Origin of the sequence: Collinsella aerofaciens (assembly GCF_025289055.1) — a bacterium.
In the GTDB taxonomy this organism is placed as follows: Bacteria; Actinomycetota; Coriobacteriia; order Coriobacteriales; family Coriobacteriaceae; genus Collinsella.
In genome coordinates, this window is record NZ_JAESIQ010000001.1 from 142,094 (window position 1) to 158,669 (window position 16,576).

14 protein-coding genes and 1 tRNA gene are annotated in these 16,576 nt (G+C 61.5%); all 15 read right to left on the minus strand.

Features of this window, described 5'->3' with window-relative positions:
* Window positions 1-69: 69 nt before the first annotated feature.
* Window positions 70-759, minus strand: a complete 690-nt coding sequence (locus JMJ97_RS00705; RefSeq protein ID WP_260698809.1) for a TetR/AcrR family transcriptional regulator — start codon at window positions 757-759, stop codon at window positions 70-72.
* Window positions 743-5,182, minus strand: a complete 4,440-nt coding sequence (locus JMJ97_RS00710) for an acyl-CoA dehydratase activase (RefSeq protein WP_260698810.1) — start codon at window positions 5,180-5,182, stop codon at window positions 743-745. Before JMJ97_RS00710 ends, JMJ97_RS00705 begins: the two co-directional genes overlap by 17 nt.
* 281 nt (window positions 5,183-5,463) lie before the next feature.
* Window positions 5,464-6,012 (minus strand): DUF2798 domain-containing protein, encoded by a 549-nt coding sequence (locus JMJ97_RS00715; RefSeq protein WP_260698811.1) that lies wholly within the window; start codon window positions 6,010-6,012, stop codon window positions 5,464-5,466.
* Between the two features lie 312 nt (window positions 6,013-6,324).
* Window positions 6,325-7,893 carry a threonine/serine exporter family protein gene (locus tag JMJ97_RS00720; protein ID WP_260698812.1) on the minus strand — a complete coding sequence of 523 codons (1,569 nt, stop codon included), beginning with the start codon at window positions 7,891-7,893 and terminating at the stop codon, window positions 6,325-6,327.
* 340 nt (window positions 7,894-8,233) lie between these two features.
* Window positions 8,234-10,198, minus strand: coding sequence for a lysine--tRNA ligase (gene lysS / locus JMJ97_RS00725; RefSeq protein ID WP_260698813.1), 1,965 nt, complete (start codon window positions 10,196-10,198; stop codon window positions 8,234-8,236).
* Between the two features lie 78 nt (window positions 10,199-10,276).
* Entirely contained in the window at window positions 10,277-10,747 is a 471-nt protein-coding gene (greA, locus tag JMJ97_RS00730) for a transcription elongation factor GreA (RefSeq protein WP_117655963.1), read from the minus strand.
* A 107-nt stretch (window positions 10,748-10,854) separates the two neighbouring features.
* Window positions 10,855-11,130 carry a twin-arginine translocase TatA/TatE family subunit gene (gene tatA, locus JMJ97_RS00735; RefSeq protein WP_152073393.1) on the minus strand — a complete coding sequence of 92 codons (276 nt, stop codon included), beginning with the start codon at window positions 11,128-11,130 and terminating at the stop codon, window positions 10,855-10,857.
* Window positions 11,131-11,242: 112 nt separating this feature from the next.
* Window positions 11,243-11,319 (minus strand) — tRNA-Pro (locus JMJ97_RS00740).
* Window positions 11,320-11,368: 49 nt separating this feature from the next.
* Complete coding sequence (ispE, locus tag JMJ97_RS00745; protein WP_260698814.1) at window positions 11,369-12,265, minus strand: 4-(cytidine 5'-diphospho)-2-C-methyl-D-erythritol kinase; 897 nt, start codon at window positions 12,263-12,265, stop codon at window positions 11,369-11,371.
* 2 nt (window positions 12,266-12,267) lie between these two features.
* A complete protein-coding gene (locus tag JMJ97_RS00750) occupies window positions 12,268-12,564 on the minus strand; it encodes a Veg family protein (protein ID WP_006234957.1) in 297 nt (98 codons plus the stop codon).
* Window positions 12,565-12,694: 130 nt separating this feature from the next.
* Entirely contained in the window at window positions 12,695-13,141 is a 447-nt protein-coding gene (gene dtd / locus JMJ97_RS00755) for a D-aminoacyl-tRNA deacylase (RefSeq protein WP_138374740.1), read from the minus strand.
* Between the two features lie 3 nt (window positions 13,142-13,144).
* Window positions 13,145-13,786: an RdgB/HAM1 family non-canonical purine NTP pyrophosphatase gene (gene rdgB / locus JMJ97_RS00760; protein WP_195624930.1), complete on the minus strand. Its 642-nt coding sequence runs from the start codon at window positions 13,784-13,786 to the stop codon at window positions 13,145-13,147.
* Between the two features lie 142 nt (window positions 13,787-13,928).
* Entirely contained in the window at window positions 13,929-14,654 is a 726-nt protein-coding gene (rph, locus tag JMJ97_RS00765) for a ribonuclease PH (RefSeq protein WP_260698815.1), read from the minus strand.
* Window positions 14,655-14,709: 55 nt separating this feature from the next.
* Window positions 14,710-15,594: a glutamate racemase gene (gene murI, locus JMJ97_RS00770; RefSeq protein WP_035137557.1), complete on the minus strand. Its 885-nt coding sequence runs from the start codon at window positions 15,592-15,594 to the stop codon at window positions 14,710-14,712.
* Window positions 15,595-15,647: 53 nt separating this feature from the next.
* Complete coding sequence (locus JMJ97_RS00775; protein WP_260698816.1) at window positions 15,648-16,559, minus strand: HAD family hydrolase; 912 nt, start codon at window positions 16,557-16,559, stop codon at window positions 15,648-15,650.
* Between the last annotated feature and the right edge of the window lie 17 nt (window positions 16,560-16,576).

Sequence of the window (16,576 nt, forward strand, 5' to 3'; positions counted from 1 at the left end):
GAATGCAGGTTATGACCGCATCGCGGGACTCACCGCGCGATGCGCGACGGGCGCCCCGCAAGAGAAACCCTAGACGTCTTTCACCACGTCGGGACTCGTCGCACGCGATGCGCGATAGGCATCGGCCTCCTTGGAGACGCGTTCGAGCAGCTCGGATGTATCGACGCCCTCGACTTGCGCGACCGTTTCCACCGTCTGCATGGCGACCGCCCTCAGGTACGCGCACGCGCTGTCCCCCAGCTGCTCGAGGTCTATCTCCTCGCCGCCCTCCCGGGCAAAGCCGACCGCCATCACAAAGCCCATGATGCCCGAGACCAGAAAGCCCACCGCAAAGCTCGAATCTGCCTTGAGCTCTTCTCCGTCGGGGTGGACGATCTCTCTCACGCGGTCGATGATGATCGTATGGATGCCCTGCACGACCTGCTCGGCGGCACCCGCCCTCATGGTGATGACGATGCGCCGCAGCAGGCAGCGGACGTCGCGCCGGTCGAACGCCGAAAGGTCGCCCTCGCTCGAAAAATGCCAGAGGGCATCGGTGATGAGCTCGTTATCCTGCAGCAGCTGGGCTATGGCGATGGCGACGAGTTCATCGAAATCGTGAAAATAGTAGTAAAACGTTCCGCGATTGCACTGGGCGGCGCGGGTCACCTCGCCAACCGACAGCTCGAAGATGCTGTTGTTCTCGATGAGCTCCCAAAACGCCTCGATGATACGGGTGCGTGCATCGGGCGCATCGGCGTCCTTACGCGGTCTCGCCATGCGCCTCACCGCACCCCTGCGCCTTGGCGTTCATGATGAGCATCTGAAGACGGTTCTCCACGTTGGCGAAGCTCACGTCGGGATCGTAGTCGAGCGGCAGGAACTGCGCCGTGGGATACTGCTCCTTGAGCGCATGGATGAGCCCGCGCCCCACGACATGGTTGGGCAGACACCCGAACGGCTGCAGGATCACGAAGTTGCGGCAGCCGCGCTTGGCGTGCTCGAGGATCTCCGCCGGAATCAGCACGCCCTCGCCCGCATCGAACGTATGGTGTAGGATCTTATCGCTCGCGCGCACGAGCTCGGGCATGCGCGTCGGCGGCTCGTAGAGCGGGCTCGCCGCGCCCAGGCGGTCGCAACGGTCGTGCGCGAGCTCGAACAGGTTGTCCGCTGTGGCGTACCAGGCCTTTTCGGGCAGCGACAGGTCGACGTGGAACTCGCGCGACTGCGCATGCTTGTAGAAATAGGTCTTGCGGATCACGTCGGTCATGCGCGCCTCGATGACCTCGAGCCCGTTGTCCTCGAGGTAGCGCTCGATCTCGTGGTTGGCGCCGAGATGGAAATTGAGCAGGTACTCGCCCACGATGAGAACGGTCGGATGCGGGTTCGAGCGGTCGTACGGAACGGCGTCCATGATCGCAAGCGCGCGTTTGAAGCCCGTCGCCTGGCCTCTCAGCCCGGAGCGCTCCATGCCCTCGATAACCTCATCGAGCGCGCGGTCGAACGCAGCGTCCGCCGCGCCCTTCTCGAGCTCGTAGGGACGGATGCGCCTAAGCATGGCCTCGAGGGCATCGATCATGGGAAGACCGTAGGCGATCTGGATGCTCGGGCCAAGGCCGAGCTTGAAGCCCGGATGCGCATTGTGGGCATCGACGTCGTCGTTGGTGAGCACCGGGACATAGTCGTATCCCGCGTCGTCGAGCGCGCGGCGCAGCAGGGGCATGTAGTGCGTCAGGCGGCAGTCGCCGATATACTTGCCAGTCACCACGGCGACGTCGTGCGGGTCGTACTTACCGCTCTCGAGTGCCGCGAGCGCTTCGCCGATCACGATTTGCGCGGGGAAGCAGATGTCGTTGTGCACATAGCGTTTGCCCAGGCGGATGGCATCCTCGCGCCCGATATCAAGGGCCTCGGCGCGCACGCCCTGATTGCGCATCGCCGCGGTCATGAGCCTGCAGAACGCATGGGAGGTGTTGGGGACCAGCGCGATCTTGTCGTGCCGGTCGCGCTTGGTGTACTTGACCTTATACGGGTCGTCGAGCGGATGGACCGCGTGCACCCGGGCGCCCTCGGCACGCTCCTCCGCGCGACGACGGTTGACCGACTCGATAAACGAACGCACGCGAATGCCCATGGGACCGGCGACGTCGCTCTCATCGAGCTTGATCATCATCGGAACCTTGGAGCCCATCTCGCCCATCATGCGCGCGATCTCGTCGGTGAGATACGCATCGTGGCCGCAGCCGAAGCTGCCCATCTGCACGAGCTCGAGCTCGGGCGTCGATGCGACGATGACCGCGCACGACAGCATGCGCGCATGGTAGTTGTTCACGATGTCGATGCGGCTGTTGGAAAGATCGACGTTGCAGACCCCCGGCACCGCATCGGGCGTCAGCACGGGGATGCCGCGCTCAGAGAAGAGCTTGGGCAGCCCGTGGTTGACCAGCGGGTCGTTGTGGTACGGGCGCGAAGCGATCACCACCGCGTAGCCGCCGTCCTCGCGCACGTTCTCGAGCACCTGCCTGCCGCGCAGCTGCAGCTGGTTCTCAAACGTCTGCTGCGCGCGGTCCGCCTGCTCGGTCGCCTTGGCAACCAGGTCGGCATCGATATCGAAGGTCTCCTTGCACCACGCCTTGAGCTGGCGGTTTCGGTCGCCCTCGTCGTACCAGTGGAACAGCGGCGTATCGAACGGAACGCCGAAACGCTCCTCCGGGTTATCGGAATTGCGCATCACGTAGGGGTATCCCTTTACGACGGCGCACATCCACTCGCTGGTAGAGGCGGTGTTTTCGGTGGGCACCGTCGTGATGATGGGCATGAAGATGCGGTCGACACCGGCGTCGACGAGATTGCGGATGTGCCCGTGGACGAGCTTGGCCGGGAAGCACACGGTGTCGGATGTGACGTGCGCCAGACCGCGCTCGTACATCGCCTTGGTGCTGCGTCCCGAGACGCGCACCTTAAAGCCGAGCGTGCTGAAGAACGTCGACCAGAACGGCATGGTGTCCCAGAACTCGAGCACACGGGGAATGCCGATCGTGACATCGCGCCCCCCGCAGACGGGAACCGTGGGGCACGACTCGAACAGCAGCTTCTCGCGGTCGACAAAGAGATTGGGGGCAGCCGCGGTCCGGTCGCGCCCCGTGCCGGGTGCCTGTGCCTCGCAAGCACCCTGCGGACGCAGCTCCTCCGCCGCGGGAACCTCGCGCACGAGCTCATCCCATGAGATGGCGCCGCCGCGCGGGCAGCGATTGCCCGTGACGTAAAGCGAGCCGTCGCCAAATGCCACGACCGCGCGCTGGCAGCGGTTGTTGCACCGACGGCAGGTAACGCCGCCGAACTCGCGATGCTCGAAGCGCTCCACGGCATCGAGCCCGATAAACGACGTGCCGGCGTCGCCCTTGCGGCATTCCTCGCGCGCGAGCAGGGCGATACCGATAGCGCCCATCAGCCCCGGGTGGGGCGCACGCGTGACGGGTTTGCCCAGATACTGCTCGAATGCGCGCAGCACCGCGTCGTTTCGGAACGTGCCGCCCTGGACGACGACTTTGTCGCCCAGACGGTTGAGATTTGAAACGCGAATGACCTTGGTGAACACGTTCTCGATAATCGAACGGCAGAGACCGGCCATGATGTCGCCCGGACCCTTACCGCGCCGCTGCTCGGAAACGACGCTGCTGTTCATGAACACCGTGCAGCGGCTGCCGAGAACGGCGGGGGCTTTGGACGAAAATGCCTCGGTCGCGATATCCTCAACGGCTATTCCGAGGTTTTTGGCAAAACCCTCGAGGAACGAGCCGCAGCCCGCAGAGCACGCCTCGTTGACGACGATATCGGTCAGCACGCCGTGGTTGAGCCAGATGGCCTTCATATCCTGTCCGCCGATGTCGAGCACGAAGGTCGCATCGGGAACGCATGCGCACGCGGCGCGGGCGTGCGCGACCGTCTCGACCGTATGGTAGTCGGCGTGGAACGCGCGCGCGAAAAGCTCCTCGCCGTATCCCGTGGTGCCCACGGCATCGATCGCAAGCGTGACTCCCGCTGTCTCCCAGCGGTTCTTCAAGCTGACAAGACCCTGTTGGGCGACGTCGAGCGGTCTGCCGTTATTAGACGCGTAGAACGAATCGACAAGCTCACCCGCCTCATCGACCAGGGCGAACTTGGTCGTCGTGCTCCCCGAATCGATACCGAGCGCCACACGCACCGTCTCTCCGGGCGCATACGCATCCGGACCCTTTGCCGGCGTCTCTTTGCCATGGCGTGCCATAAAATCCGCCTGCTCGGCAGGTGTGGCAAAAAAGGGCTGGGCAAGACGTCCCTCCCCGCTTGCGGGCGCGACCGTCTCGAGCTTATCCAGCCGGACAAAAGCGTCGGGAAGGTCGATCGGTTGGGACGATGCGAACATGTCGGTCAGCGACAGGGCGGCACCGCGCGCGACCATGATCTGCGGATCGCGCGGGACGATAACCTGATCGTCCGATAGATTCAGTTGCTCCCGGAACACGCGGACCAGCGTGGGGTTGTAGGCGAGCGTACCGCCCTCGAAGATTACCGGCGGCTCGATGTCGATACCCTGGGCCAGACCGCCGATCGTTTGGCGGGCGACCGCGTGAAGCGCCGAAAGCGCCAGGTCGGTGGTAGGAATGCCCTCGTTGAGCAGCGGCTGGATATCGGTCTTTGCGTACACGCCGCAGCGGCCCGAGACCTCGTGGACGGTCGTTCCCCGGCTTGCGAGCTGCTCGAACTCGCCCGATTCGGTGCCGACCCCCATGAGCTTTGCCATCTCGTCGATAAATGCACCGGTACCGCCTGCGCACGAGCCGTTCATGCGCATGTCGGCAACCTCGATGTCTCCCTTATCGTTGGTGCGGAAGAAGATCATCTTGGCGTCTTGGCCGCCCAGCTCGATGGCGCAGCGCGTCTGCGGATAGAACCTGTTGATCGCGAGCGCGTTGGCGACCACCTCCTGAACGTACGAGGCGCCCAGCGCGGTCGCGATATCGCGCGCACCCGAGCCGGTCACCGCAACGCGCAGCGACTCATGGGGAAAGCGCTCGGCGAGCTCGCCGAGCATGGCGCGCACGCTCGCTGTCTGACACGCCCCGTGGCGGCGATATCCCCACCACGCCTCGGTCATATCCTCGTGCATCGCGTAAACTTTGGTCGTCGTCGACCCTACGTCCAGTCCTACTAGCAACGCCATAATGCTCCGTCTCTCGCATTTTTCCTGCTAGAGATATACCACTCTACGTAATACAACAGACTGTTGTATTTAAACTCCGTATAAAAAGCGGCTGCCGAAACGCTTCAGCAGCCGCCGAATGCACCAACAGATTGTTCTGCGCGCTAGCACGTCGGGCAACGGAGCAGCACGGGCCCTCCGGTCATGCGCACCGCTCACGCCCGCGATGTCGCCGAGAGAGCTATCCACGCTTAGGGCTCCAACCAAGCAAGTCGCCCGCGCTCAGCAGATCCCTAAGCGAGCTACTCGCACTCAGGAGCCATAGCCTGCTCCAAGAGCTCGGCATGCTCCTCCTCGAAAACCGTCCCCACAGGGAAGGCGCGACGGAAGACGAAGTGGGAAATCGGACCGGCTACCAAAAGGTTCCACGGCAGCGCCATCACAAAATTTTGCGGGATGTTGATCATCCAGATCGCGGGCACGGAATACAGGTTCGCAAGGATGCCGCCGGGCATGTGCGTCAGACCCTCGCAGGCACCGTACAGCGACATGATGATGACCATGGGAACGACCATGCAGGAGCTGACGGCGAGCGTCCGGGCAAGTGGCGAGCTCTTGCCCGGCGTGACCAAGTACTTAAAGGCGAAACCCTTGGCGAGCGGGCTGGCGACGAACCAGTCGCAGCACATGGCAAAAATGTAGGCAACGGGGAAGCCGAGCCACGCAGCGGCAACGACCTCGCCGTTGATGGCCCCATGCTGCAGGGCAACGTTGTAGATGCTCATCCAGAGCACCATGCAAAAGCACATGATAAAGGTGAACAGCAGGCTCTCTCGTTTGTTGATAGGCATGAAGGGCAGATTCCTCTCTGTGTTGCGTCGCGGCGCCGCCAACAAAAACGGGCGGGCAAGATGGAGCTGTTGGGACTTCATCTCGCCCGCCCGTGGTACGTGCGTCTGCGACTACTTATGTGGTGGAACCAGCCTAGCACGAAACGCATGCGCTTCGTAAGCGTTGAGTTTATGAAGATGCAGGGCACCGATAATCCCCCGACCCCATAAGTTGCGGTGGAATACGGACTGTTTTGACCCTTTAAGCAGCAATTCAGTCCCTATTTCACCGCAACTCATTTGGTGCAAAGTAACCTGTCCCCCTTGCACCAATTAGCTGGTGTGGCGCCAGCGAGGGTCGGTGAGCGTACGCGCCACACCCAGCCCAACGGGCAGAAACGCCACGATGAGCACTGCGCGCACAAACCAGCCGAGCATATTGACTGTGTCGAAGGTGCACATGTAATACATAGAGCGATAGAGATACAGACCGGGCACCATAATGACAATCGAAGGCACCGTGAGAGCGATGCGCGGGTAGGTGAGCTTGACTTCGGCCAAGCTTGCCAGCAGACCCGATACCAGCGCGCCGATAAACGCTGCTGCCTCGGGAGGCATTCCCGCGCTGAGGCCCAGGAAGGGAATCATCGTCGGCGCATCGACAAGAGTCAGACGCAGGGTATTGGACACGGCGCCGATCAACCCAGCTGCCGCGGCCATCTTTACCGGGCTGTTGAACATCACCGAGAAGCCGAATACGCCAACGAAGCTCATCACCACGCGCAGGAGCGTAAGAGCAAGCGGCGAAAGGCCGAGCGGCGCAAAGTCGTCCGGCGCCAGGCCAACACACTCGGCAACCATCCAACCTACGAGCGTCGCCATCACAATAATCGATACGGCATATGACAGACGTTCGATACCGCTTCGCATGTCGAGCTTAGCGATGTCGAGGCCTGCCGTAATGAGCGGAAAGCCGGGAATCACAAAGAGCATGGCGCCGATATAGCCTTCTTGGTGCGACATTGCCCCCGGTATGACCTGGCCAAGGCCGAGCAATGCCAGCAGATACGAAACGCAAGCGAGCGCAACGCCGGTCGTCAGCGCGCTGAACTGACCAAGGCCTTGCTTGAGAATATGGGAGCGGGCAAAGTTGCCGACACCCGCGCCCACGAACGCGCATGCCATCTCGATAGGGCCGCCGCCGAGCAAAAAGACGAAGGCGCCACAAGCACAAGCCGCCGCAAGGCCCTGTTGCCAAGGCGCGTAATCAGGTTTTGAACTCTCAACGGTCTTGAGCATCTCGTGATACTCGTGCACCGTGAAGCGACGACCATAGGTCTCAATTTCCTTGAGGAAACTCTCCATCATCCAAATGCGATGGGTATTGACGCCCGTTGTGGGCAAGCTGACGACCTCGTTAAAGCAGTGGCCATCTTCGATGCAGGTGCACTCAAACGATAGGAGACTCAGGTCGACGTGGATGGTGACGCCGAGCACGTCAGCAACACGATTCATGGTATCGCGCACGCGCCAGGCACCCGTTCCGCTCGCGAGCATAAGCATACCGGTGCGGCAGACGATGGATGATTTATCGGTGAGCGGCGCATCGACGGCAAGTTCATCGCCTGCCGTCACGATCTGGTGCCAGTCAGTTTTCATATGGAGCGCGCCGGCACGAACGCCGTGGTGCATGGGGGCTCTCGAAAGCAGCGAGTTAAGGCGCGAAGACTGTGGGGGCTCCGTTGATTCGTCCTCAACCTCATCAGCCTCTTCATCGACCAGATCAAAGGAATCAAGCGGCGCTGGCTCGCGACGGTCGATCAGCTCCTCGTCCTCATCATCAAAGTAGTTGAACTGATCGAGCATGTCCTCTTCAATCGCGCGCTCGCTCGCATCGTCCATCCCGGTGCTCCCTTCCTATCGACTAACCCCCATCCTAGACAGCGACGGCTAAAGGAAACATAAAAGAGACGGCTGTCATGCGAGCCATGCGCGCAATAGCCATTGAGTAGTCATTGGGGACGTTCTTGAATGACTAGTCGTTTAAGAACGTCCCCAATGACTACTCCGACAACGTCGATGTATTGGCAACGCCAGCGAGCGGGTCGCATTTGTGACAAGGTGACGTGAAACGAAAGGGCGCTGACCTTCTGGTCGCGCCCTTGAAGTTGAACGTCAGATTGTCCAAATGCGGCCCGCGCAGCGTCGGGCCGTTACGCGGTTCGTAGAACCGCGTAACTAGTTAGTACATCTTTGCGCCGGCAGGGATGGAGGCATCGAGCTGAATCAGGTTGAGGCGCTCCTCGCCCTCCTCCTCGTGGATGGCGCTGATGAGCATGCCGCAGCTGGGGATACCCATCATCTTGCGCGGAGGCAGGTTGGTGATGGCGAGCAGGGTCTTGCCGACCAGGTCCTCGGGCTCGTAATAATCGTGAATACCGGAGAGAATGGTACGGTCGGTGCCGGTACCGTCATCGAGCGTAAAGTTCAGCAGCTTCTTGGACTTCTTGACGGCCTCGCATGCCTTGACCTTCACGGCGCGGAAGTCGCTCTTGGAGAAGGTATCAAAGTCGACGAACTCCTCAAACAGTGGCTCGACGGCAATCTTGGAATAATCAACCGTGGGCTTGAGCGGCTTGACGAAGGGGCTCGCGGTGTTGCCGGCCTCGGCAGCCTTGGCAGCAGCGGCACCGGACTGGAAACCCTTCTCGGGCTTCATGTGCGGGAACAGCAGCACGTCGCGGATGGAAGCCTGGTTGGTGAGCAGCATGACCACGCGGTCGATACCGATGCCGATGCCGCCCGCGGGAGGCATACCGTACTCGAGGGCGCGCACGTAATCCTCGTCGTACTCCATGGCCTCGTCGTCGCCGCCGGCCTTCTCGGCCATCTGGGCAGCGAAGCGCTCGGCCTGGTCGACCGGATCGTTGAGCTCGGAGAACGCGTTCGCGTACTCGTGGCCGGCGATGACCAGCTCAAAGCGATGGGTCAGGCGCGGGTCATCCTCAAAGCGCTTGGCAAGCGGGCTAACCTCGATGGGGTAATCGCACACGAAGGTGGGGTTGACGATGGTGTCCTCGCCCAGCTCATCGTAAATCTCGGCGATGATCTTGCCGGCGGTCCACTCGGGCTTGATCTCCAGGCCCTTCTCACGTGCGGCGGCAGCAAGCTCCTCAACCGGCGTGTCGATGGTGACCTGCTTACCAATCACGTCAGAGACGATATCGGTCATGGGGCGACTTGCCCACTCACCGGACAGGTCGATAGTCTGGCCCTGATACTCAATAACCTCGGGGTTGCCGATAGCCTTGTTAGCGGCCTTGATGACGCCCTGGGCGAGCGCCTTCATGCCCTCGAGATCGGAGAAGGCGCGGTAGGCCTCCATCGTGGTGAACTCGGGATTGTGGGTAAGGTCCATGCCCTCGTTGCGGAAGATACGACCGATCTCGAACACGCGCTCAAAACCACCGACGATGCAGCGCTTGAGGTGCAGCTCGGTGGCGATACGCAGGTAGCACTCCTGATCGAGCGCGTTGAAGTGCGTGATGAACGGCTTGGCAGTAGCTCCGCCCTGGATGGTCTGCAGGATGGGGGTCTCAACCTCCATGTAGCCATCGGACTCCATAAAGCGGCGGAACGTGGAGAGGATCTGCGAGCGCTTGCGGAAGGTCTCGCGAACGTCGTCGTTGGCGATCAGGTCGACATAGCGCTGACGATAGCGGGTCTCCTTGTCGGAGAGACCGTGGAACTTCTCGGGCAGCGGGCGAACGGCCTTGGACAGCAGCGTCGCACTCTTGGGAGCAACGGAAAGCTGGCCACGCTTGGTGCGCACGACTACACCGGTCACGCCCAGGATATCGCCCAGGTCGAGTGCCTTGAGCGTGTTCCAGGCGGCCTCGTCCATATCGTTGATGCGGCAGAACAGCTGGATCTCGCCGGTCGCGTCGCGCACGACGATGAACATAATCTTGCCCTGACCGCGCTTGGCCACCACACGGCCGCCGATCTTCACGACGTCCTCGGTGTCCTCGCCATCGGTGAGCTCAGCGTACTTAGTCTCGATGTCGACGACGTAGTCCTCAATCTCGGAGTGCTCGGGATACGGGTTCTGGCCCGCCTCGAACAGGGAGGCACGCTTTGCCAGCCGGGTGGCGCGCTCGTCGTTGAGCGTCGATGCCTGATCGGCGGCGTTCTGGTTTTCTGCCATAGTTAGCTCCTCAAACTAAAACGCTCCCCAGGATTCGGTCCCAGGGAGCGAAAACATACCTTTACGCGGGACCGTGGTCTAGCGTGCGATCTTGGCGATGGTGTAGATGCGGGTCTTGCCGGAAGGCGTAACGACCTCGACGGAGTCGCCCTCGCCATGACCAATGATGGCGTGGCCGACCGGAGACTCGTTGGAGATCTTGTGCTCGAGCGAGTTGGTCTCGGTGGTACCGACAAGCGTGACCTCCATGACCTCACCGTTGGGATCAATCAACGAAACGGTGGAACCGATGGAGACGGTCAGATCACCCGTGGTGGCAGCAACCTGGGCGTTGGCGAGAATAGCCTGAATCTCGGCGATGCGAGCAGCATTCTGGGCCTGCTTGTCCTTGGCGGCATCGTACTCGGAGTTCTCCGAAAGGTCGCCGAACGCGCGGGCTTCCTTGATGTCCTCGACGATCTCCTTGGCGTAATCGCCCTCACGCCAAGCGAGCTCCTCGACGAGCTTCTGGCGGCCCTCAGCGGTCAGTACGATCTGGCTTGCGTCCATACGGATATCTCCCCAACTATGATGTAACGATCAACTGTCAACAAAAACGAAAAAGACCGGCTAGCCTGCGGGCAAGCCGGTCAGGTGCTCACCCCAAAGGGATGGGACTACTCTGCGTCCGCGTCGCTGTCCTCTGCCTTCTTTTGCTTGGCAGCAGCGAGCTTGGCCTCGAGCTCTGCGATCTCCTTGTCCTCCTTGGACTCCTCGACCACAACGTCCTCGGCCTGCTTGGTTTCGCCCTTATCGTCGCCCTCCATACCCTCGCGGATATTCTTGACGGTAGAGCCGAGGGACTTACCGAGCTTCGGCAGGTTCTTAGGCCCAAAGATAATCAGGACAACAACGAGAATAATGATGAGCTCAGGAGCCCTCAGTCCAAACATGTAGACCTCCACAATACAGCGAGACAAGCTCGAATGAGTATACCGCGGGTATCGCGGTATCACAACAATAGCTAAAAAAAGGGACCGCAAGAAGCGGTCCCTCCTCATGCTCTGGTCGGGTTGACTGGATTTGAACCAGCGACCCCTGCGTCCCGAACGCAGTGCTCTACCAAACTGAGCCACAACCCGTTAGCTCGACTATAGTAACAAAGATTTCCGTCGTGTGCCAGAGAAATTTTTACTTCTTTGGCGCTTCAATGCGAACCGTGTCGGAAACGAGCTCCGTTGCATAAGCCCACCAGCCGTTTTGTTGAGCGGCTGCCGCAAGATTGACTGCCGTGGCGGCGCTATCGCAGAGAGCAAACGAGCAGGCACCCGAACCGCACACGTTTACGGCAACGGTACCGTTCTGCGAACGAAGCCAGTCGAGCACCGTTTGAATCCGCGGCTCCATCTGCGCGGAAATGACACCCAGGTTGTTGTGGACGAGCGCGTAGGCCACCTCTGCATCTCCCGAGCGAAGGGCAGATGCGATCGCTCCGGGCTTGTCCGCAGGCGCAGGGGTCTCGTCAAAACGTCGATAGGCTTCAATTGTTGAAACGCTTGCCTCGCGCGGCTTGACCAGCACGACGGGTGTCGCGGGTAGTGCGGGGTACTCGGTTGCCAGCACGTCTCCCCCACCCACGTAAAATGCAGGGCTGGCATGCAAAAAGAAGGGAACGTCGGCGCCAATGCCGCGCGCGATGTTGTCCAACGCAGGATCGGCACGGTCGATGCCCCAACTCTCTGCCAAGGCGACAATGACCGCCGCGGCATCCGTCGAAGGACCGCCCAGGCCGGCACACAACGGGATGCGCTTCTCGATCGTGATGCAGACATTGGCTTCGCGACCATAATGCTCGGCCATAGCAGCGGCCGCACGATACGCCGTATTCTTTTGCATGGGAAAATCGGATGCCGGAATCGTCTGGACGGTCAGTGCCTGTGCCGGCGTAACCGTAACGGTATCGACAAGACCGACGGCTGCCATCAGGGAATCGACCTTATGGTAGCCGCGGTCGTCGCGCTCGGTATGAACCCCCAGATAGAGGTTGATCTTTGCCGGCGCGGAAAGGGTCAGGGACCAATCGGTCACCGCTAGTGCTCCTCGAGCTGATTGCCGAGCGGGGTAAAAATGTGCTCGCCGCTCTCGGGGTCAAACAGCTCGACCTGGCCGGTGAGAACATCAATATACTGGTAGGACTGACGCGACTTGCGGCCACGGCGCTCGTCGACCTCGACGATAAAGACTGCCGGATGGACGCTCTTGATGGTGCCCATGCGCTCGACGACGCGGGTGCGGCCCATGTTGGCCTTCACCTTAACGCGATCGCCCACCATATCGGTCAGCTTCTCGTGGATGTCGTCGACGTGATTGACTTCCATCTCTTCCATGAACAGGGCCTCCAGAAGGTGCAATTCAAAAAGGGGATAATACCCCTAAGATAGACAAAACTCTAATACTATAGCACCCTGTTGTGGCCATACGCAAGTAGCTAAATAAGCCCCGTCCCAAATTGACTACTTACAGGCTATCGGTGTCCAGGACTATGGTGAATGGACCGTCGTTGACGAGGTCGACCTTCATGTCGGCGCCGAAGATGCCATGCGCTACGTGCTCGACGTCCTCGCGCACAAGCGTCAGGAAGTACTCGTAGAGCTCGTTGGCGACATCGGGGGCGCCGGCATCCGTAAACGATGGGCGGCGGCCGTGACGGCAATCGGCGAACAGCGTGAACTGCGACACCACGAGAACCTCGCCGTCGACATCGGCAAGGGCCAGGTTGGTCTTGCCGTTCTCGTCCTCGTTAATGCGCAAGCCCCGGAGCTTGCCCCACAGCTTATCGGCCTCGGCGCGCGTGTCGCCGTGGCCCACGCCCAGCAGCACCAGATAGCCGCGCCCAATTTTGCCCACGCACTCGCCGTCGACCGTCACGCCGGCGTTGAGCACGCGCTGCACCACCGCACGCACGGCCTACTCCTCGCCCGTCAGTTTGGCGGATAGGTGCTCGAGCGCATGGAATCGATGGCTGATGGCGTTCTTCTCATCCGTCGTCAGCTCGGCCATGGTCTTGCCCGGCGTGTCGACCGGCAGGAACAGCGGGTCGTAGCCAAAGCCGTGATCGCCGCGGCCCTCGTGTGCGATAACGCCCTCGCAGGCGCCCTCACCATAGGTGACCAAACCGTCCGTGTCGATGAGCGCGACGACGCTCATAAAGCGCGCAGTGCGGTCCTCGTCGGCCACGCCCTCCAGATTCACGAGCAGCTTGGCATTGTTGGCGGCATCGTCGCCGTGAACGCCCGCGTAGCGCGCGCTATACACACCGGGCTCACCGTCCAGCGCGTCGACGACCAGGCCCGAATCGTCGGCAATGGCCATAAGGCCCGTCTCCTCCACCGCAGCCTGGGCCTTGATGATGGCGTTCTCCAAAAACGTCGTGCCGTTTTCCTCGGGGTCCTCAAAATCGCCCAGCTGGCCGAGCGCCACAAAGCGAACCTCGGGCATAACCTTGCCCAAAATGGCCTCGATCTCGGTGAGCTTATGGGCGTTGCCCGTTGCCACGACGATGGTCGCCGCCGGGTCGAGGGTGTCGATGTCGATCTTCTCAAGCGCCATGAATGGTCTCCTTGTTCTTATAACAACGCCACACAAAAGGTAATTAGGCTCTCAAGCCCCTCCCCTCGCGCGGCAGCAGCCTTACAGTTCAGCGTTTCCGCAGATAAAACCTGCCAAAATAAACCTGTCCCTTTTTGGCAGGTTAGGCGAGGGCTTGGTGCTGGAGCTCGATGAGCTCGGCAATGCCCTTGTCGCCCAAATCGAGCAGGGCATTGAGGCGCTTGCGGTCGAAGGGCGCCTGCTCGCCAGTGCCCTGGAGCTCGATCATCTCGCCGGTATCGGTGGCGACAAGGTTCATGTCGACCTCGGCGTGACTGTCCTCGGAATAATCCAGGTCGAGCAGGGTGTTGCCGTCGACAACGCCCATGGAAATCGCGGCGACCTGGCCCGTGAGCGGGATGCGCTCGAGCTTACCCGCCTCGACCCACATGGCAAGGGCGTCGTGCAGTGCCACCCAGGCGCCGGTAATGCTCGCCGTTCGCGTGCCGCCGTCTGCCTGAATCACGTCGCAGTCGACGGTGACGGTGTACTCGCCGAGCGCCTTCATGTTGACGACGGTACGCAGGCTGCGGCCGATGAGGCGCTCGATCTCCATGGAGCGACCCTTGCGGTTGGCATGCTCGCGCTTGCAGCGCTTGCCGGTCGATGCCGGCAGCATGGCGTACTCCGCCGTTACCCAACCGGCCTTGGCGCCCTTGCGCCAGCCCGGCACGCCCTCCTCAATTGTGGCGGCGCACAGCACGCGCGTATCGCCAAACTCGGCCAGGCACGAACCATGGGCGTGCTTCATGACGCCGCGGGTAAGCTTGATGGGGCGCAGCTCATCGGCGGCGCGGCCGTTGGCGCGATTGGCCTGCATATACTCCATGGAAAAATCCTTTCGGCAAAAGGTGAACGTGAGCTTTTGGTCGGTGACCTTTTATCTATTTCAGCTCATCGATATCGATATGTTCGATGCTCTTGAGCGGCTGACCAAAGATAAAGCTGCCCGCCACCGCAAACTCGGCAATGTTATCGGCCGTCGTTGCAAAACGATGCTGCGGCTCGGCTGCGTCGCCCGCCAGCTGCTCGCGGCGCGTGAGAATATCGGTCAGCTCACGCGTGGTCTCCTCGGCGGAGCTCACCACGCGCACTCCGGGACCCAGTGCATGGCGAATAGGCCCCACGAGCAGCGGAAAATGCGTGCAGCCGAGCACCACGGTATCGATGCCGTGGTCGCGCAGCGGTTCAACCGTGGCACCGACCAGCGCGCGTACGGCAGGCGTATCAAAGATGTCCTCGTTCTCGAGCCACTGCTCTTGCAGATGCGCACCCGAGGCGAGCTCGTGCTCAACGACCTCGACAAAACTCGAGGCAGGGCAGCCGTATACGTCGACGCCGGCATCCAGGTCCTGAATGGCACGCGTGTAAGCACCTGAGCGAATGGTGAGGTTGGTGGCGAGCACGCCCACCCGGCGCGTGCGGGTGCTGTTGATTGCCGCGCGTGCGCCCGGTGCGATCACACCGATGACGGGGACGTCGAGCACCTGCTGGGCCAAACGCAAGGCCGCAGCGGTCGCCGTATTGCAGGCGATGACCATGATCTTGACGTCGTGCTTCGACAGCCAGCGGCCCGCCTGCAGTGCAAACGAGCGCACCTCGTCCTCGGTGCGGGTGCCGTAGGGGCAGCGCTTGGTGTCGCCAAAGTAGTAGACGGACTCGTGCGGCAACGCCGTTGCGATGGCGCGTGCAACCGTCAGACCGCCCAGACCAGAATCGAACACGCCAATCGGGCGCGTGTCGCCTGCCGGATTCTCGATATCGGACATTACCTCACCAGATTCTCTCTCGAAAAGATATGGCTCAGCGCGATAGGACCGCACTACGAACGGGCCGCGACGAGCAGCTCTGCCGTTGCCGCCCAGCCATCGACAATCTTGCCGCGCGTGACGTAGGCGTTATCGCAAACATCCAGGAACTCGGGCGCGCCGGCGCTGGTCAAACCGTTCTCGACCAGGCAGAACGTGCCCACGTGGTCAGCCATGTAGAAGTCGGACTCGGAATCGCCGAGCGCCAGCGTCTCCTCGCGCTCGATACCCAGGTGCTCACAGAAACGTGCGATGGCAACGCCCTTGTTGAGGCCGGCGGGATTGATGTTAAACGCGCGGCCATCCTCGACGCGTTCGAGCTCGAGCGTCGTCGGTTTGGACAGATGGGTCAGATGGCCGTTGCAGGCCCAGACCAGGCCGCAGCCGGCCTCATCAAGAATGGCCTGGACCTCGTCGTCGGGCACATCGCCGCGCATGCCGACGGTGACCTCGCGGTACTTGTAGCCAGTCGACATGTCGTTGTGGTACTCGATCTTATGCGGCCAGCGGGCGAGAATCTTCTCGCACACGCCGGTCTGCTCGATCACCTGATGCGGCGTGAGGTCGCAGGCGGGGTCGTAGGGCATATCGCCGGTCAGGTACTCCCAATCGTTGGCCTTGAGGTCGTACATGACCAGACCACCCATCTCGCCGATGTAGGAGTTGAGGCCGAGCACGCGCGCATCCTCGTGGATCATGGTGCGGTTGCGGCCCGAGGTGGGAACCACCTGTATGCCGGCGCGGGCAAGTGCCACGACAGCCTCGACGAGCTTGGTCGAGGGGTTGCCGTCGTTGTCGCGCAGCACGCACGAGCCGGGTGCGAGCATCGTGGCGTCCAGGTCGGTAAAGACGTACTTAACCTTGGCAAGACGCTCGCGCATCTCGCCCGAAAGCTCAGCGACGGTCGGCAGGGTATTGTGGGACATGGTCACTCCATTACGTA

Bases quoted from the DNA above. Each gene is read 5' to 3' on its own strand.
- JMJ97_RS00705 (WP_260698809.1), bottom strand. From the start codon at position 759: ATGGCGAGACCGCGTAAGGACGCCGATGCGCCCGATGCACGCACCCGT.
- JMJ97_RS00710 (WP_260698810.1), bottom strand. From the start codon at position 5,182: ATGGCGTTGCTAGTAGGACTGGACGTAGGGTCGACGACGACCAAAGTT.
- JMJ97_RS00715 (WP_260698811.1), bottom strand. From the start codon at position 6,012: ATGCCTATCAACAAACGAGAGAGCCTGCTGTTCACCTTTATCATGTGC.
- JMJ97_RS00720 (WP_260698812.1), bottom strand. From the start codon at position 7,893: ATGGACGATGCGAGCGAGCGCGCGATTGAAGAGGACATGCTCGATCAG.
- lysS (WP_260698813.1), bottom strand. From the start codon at position 10,198: ATGGCAGAAAACCAGAACGCCGCCGATCAGGCATCGACGCTCAACGAC.
- greA (WP_117655963.1), bottom strand. From the start codon at position 10,747: ATGGACGCAAGCCAGATCGTACTGACCGCTGAGGGCCGCCAGAAGCTC.
- tatA (WP_152073393.1), bottom strand. From the start codon at position 11,130: ATGTTTGGACTGAGGGCTCCTGAGCTCATCATTATTCTCGTTGTTGTC.
- JMJ97_RS00750 (WP_006234957.1), bottom strand. From the start codon at position 12,564: ATGGAAGAGATGGAAGTCAATCACGTCGACGACATCCACGAGAAGCTG.
- rdgB (WP_195624930.1), bottom strand. From the start codon at position 13,786: ATGGCGCTTGAGAAGATCGACATCGACACCCTCGACCCGGCGGCGACC.
- rph (WP_260698815.1), bottom strand. From the start codon at position 14,654: ATGGAGTATATGCAGGCCAATCGCGCCAACGGCCGCGCCGCCGATGAG.
- murI (WP_035137557.1), bottom strand. From the start codon at position 15,594: ATGTCCGATATCGAGAATCCGGCAGGCGACACGCGCCCGATTGGCGTG.
- JMJ97_RS00775 (WP_260698816.1), bottom strand. From the start codon at position 16,559: ATGTCCCACAATACCCTGCCGACCGTCGCTGAGCTTTCGGGCGAGATG.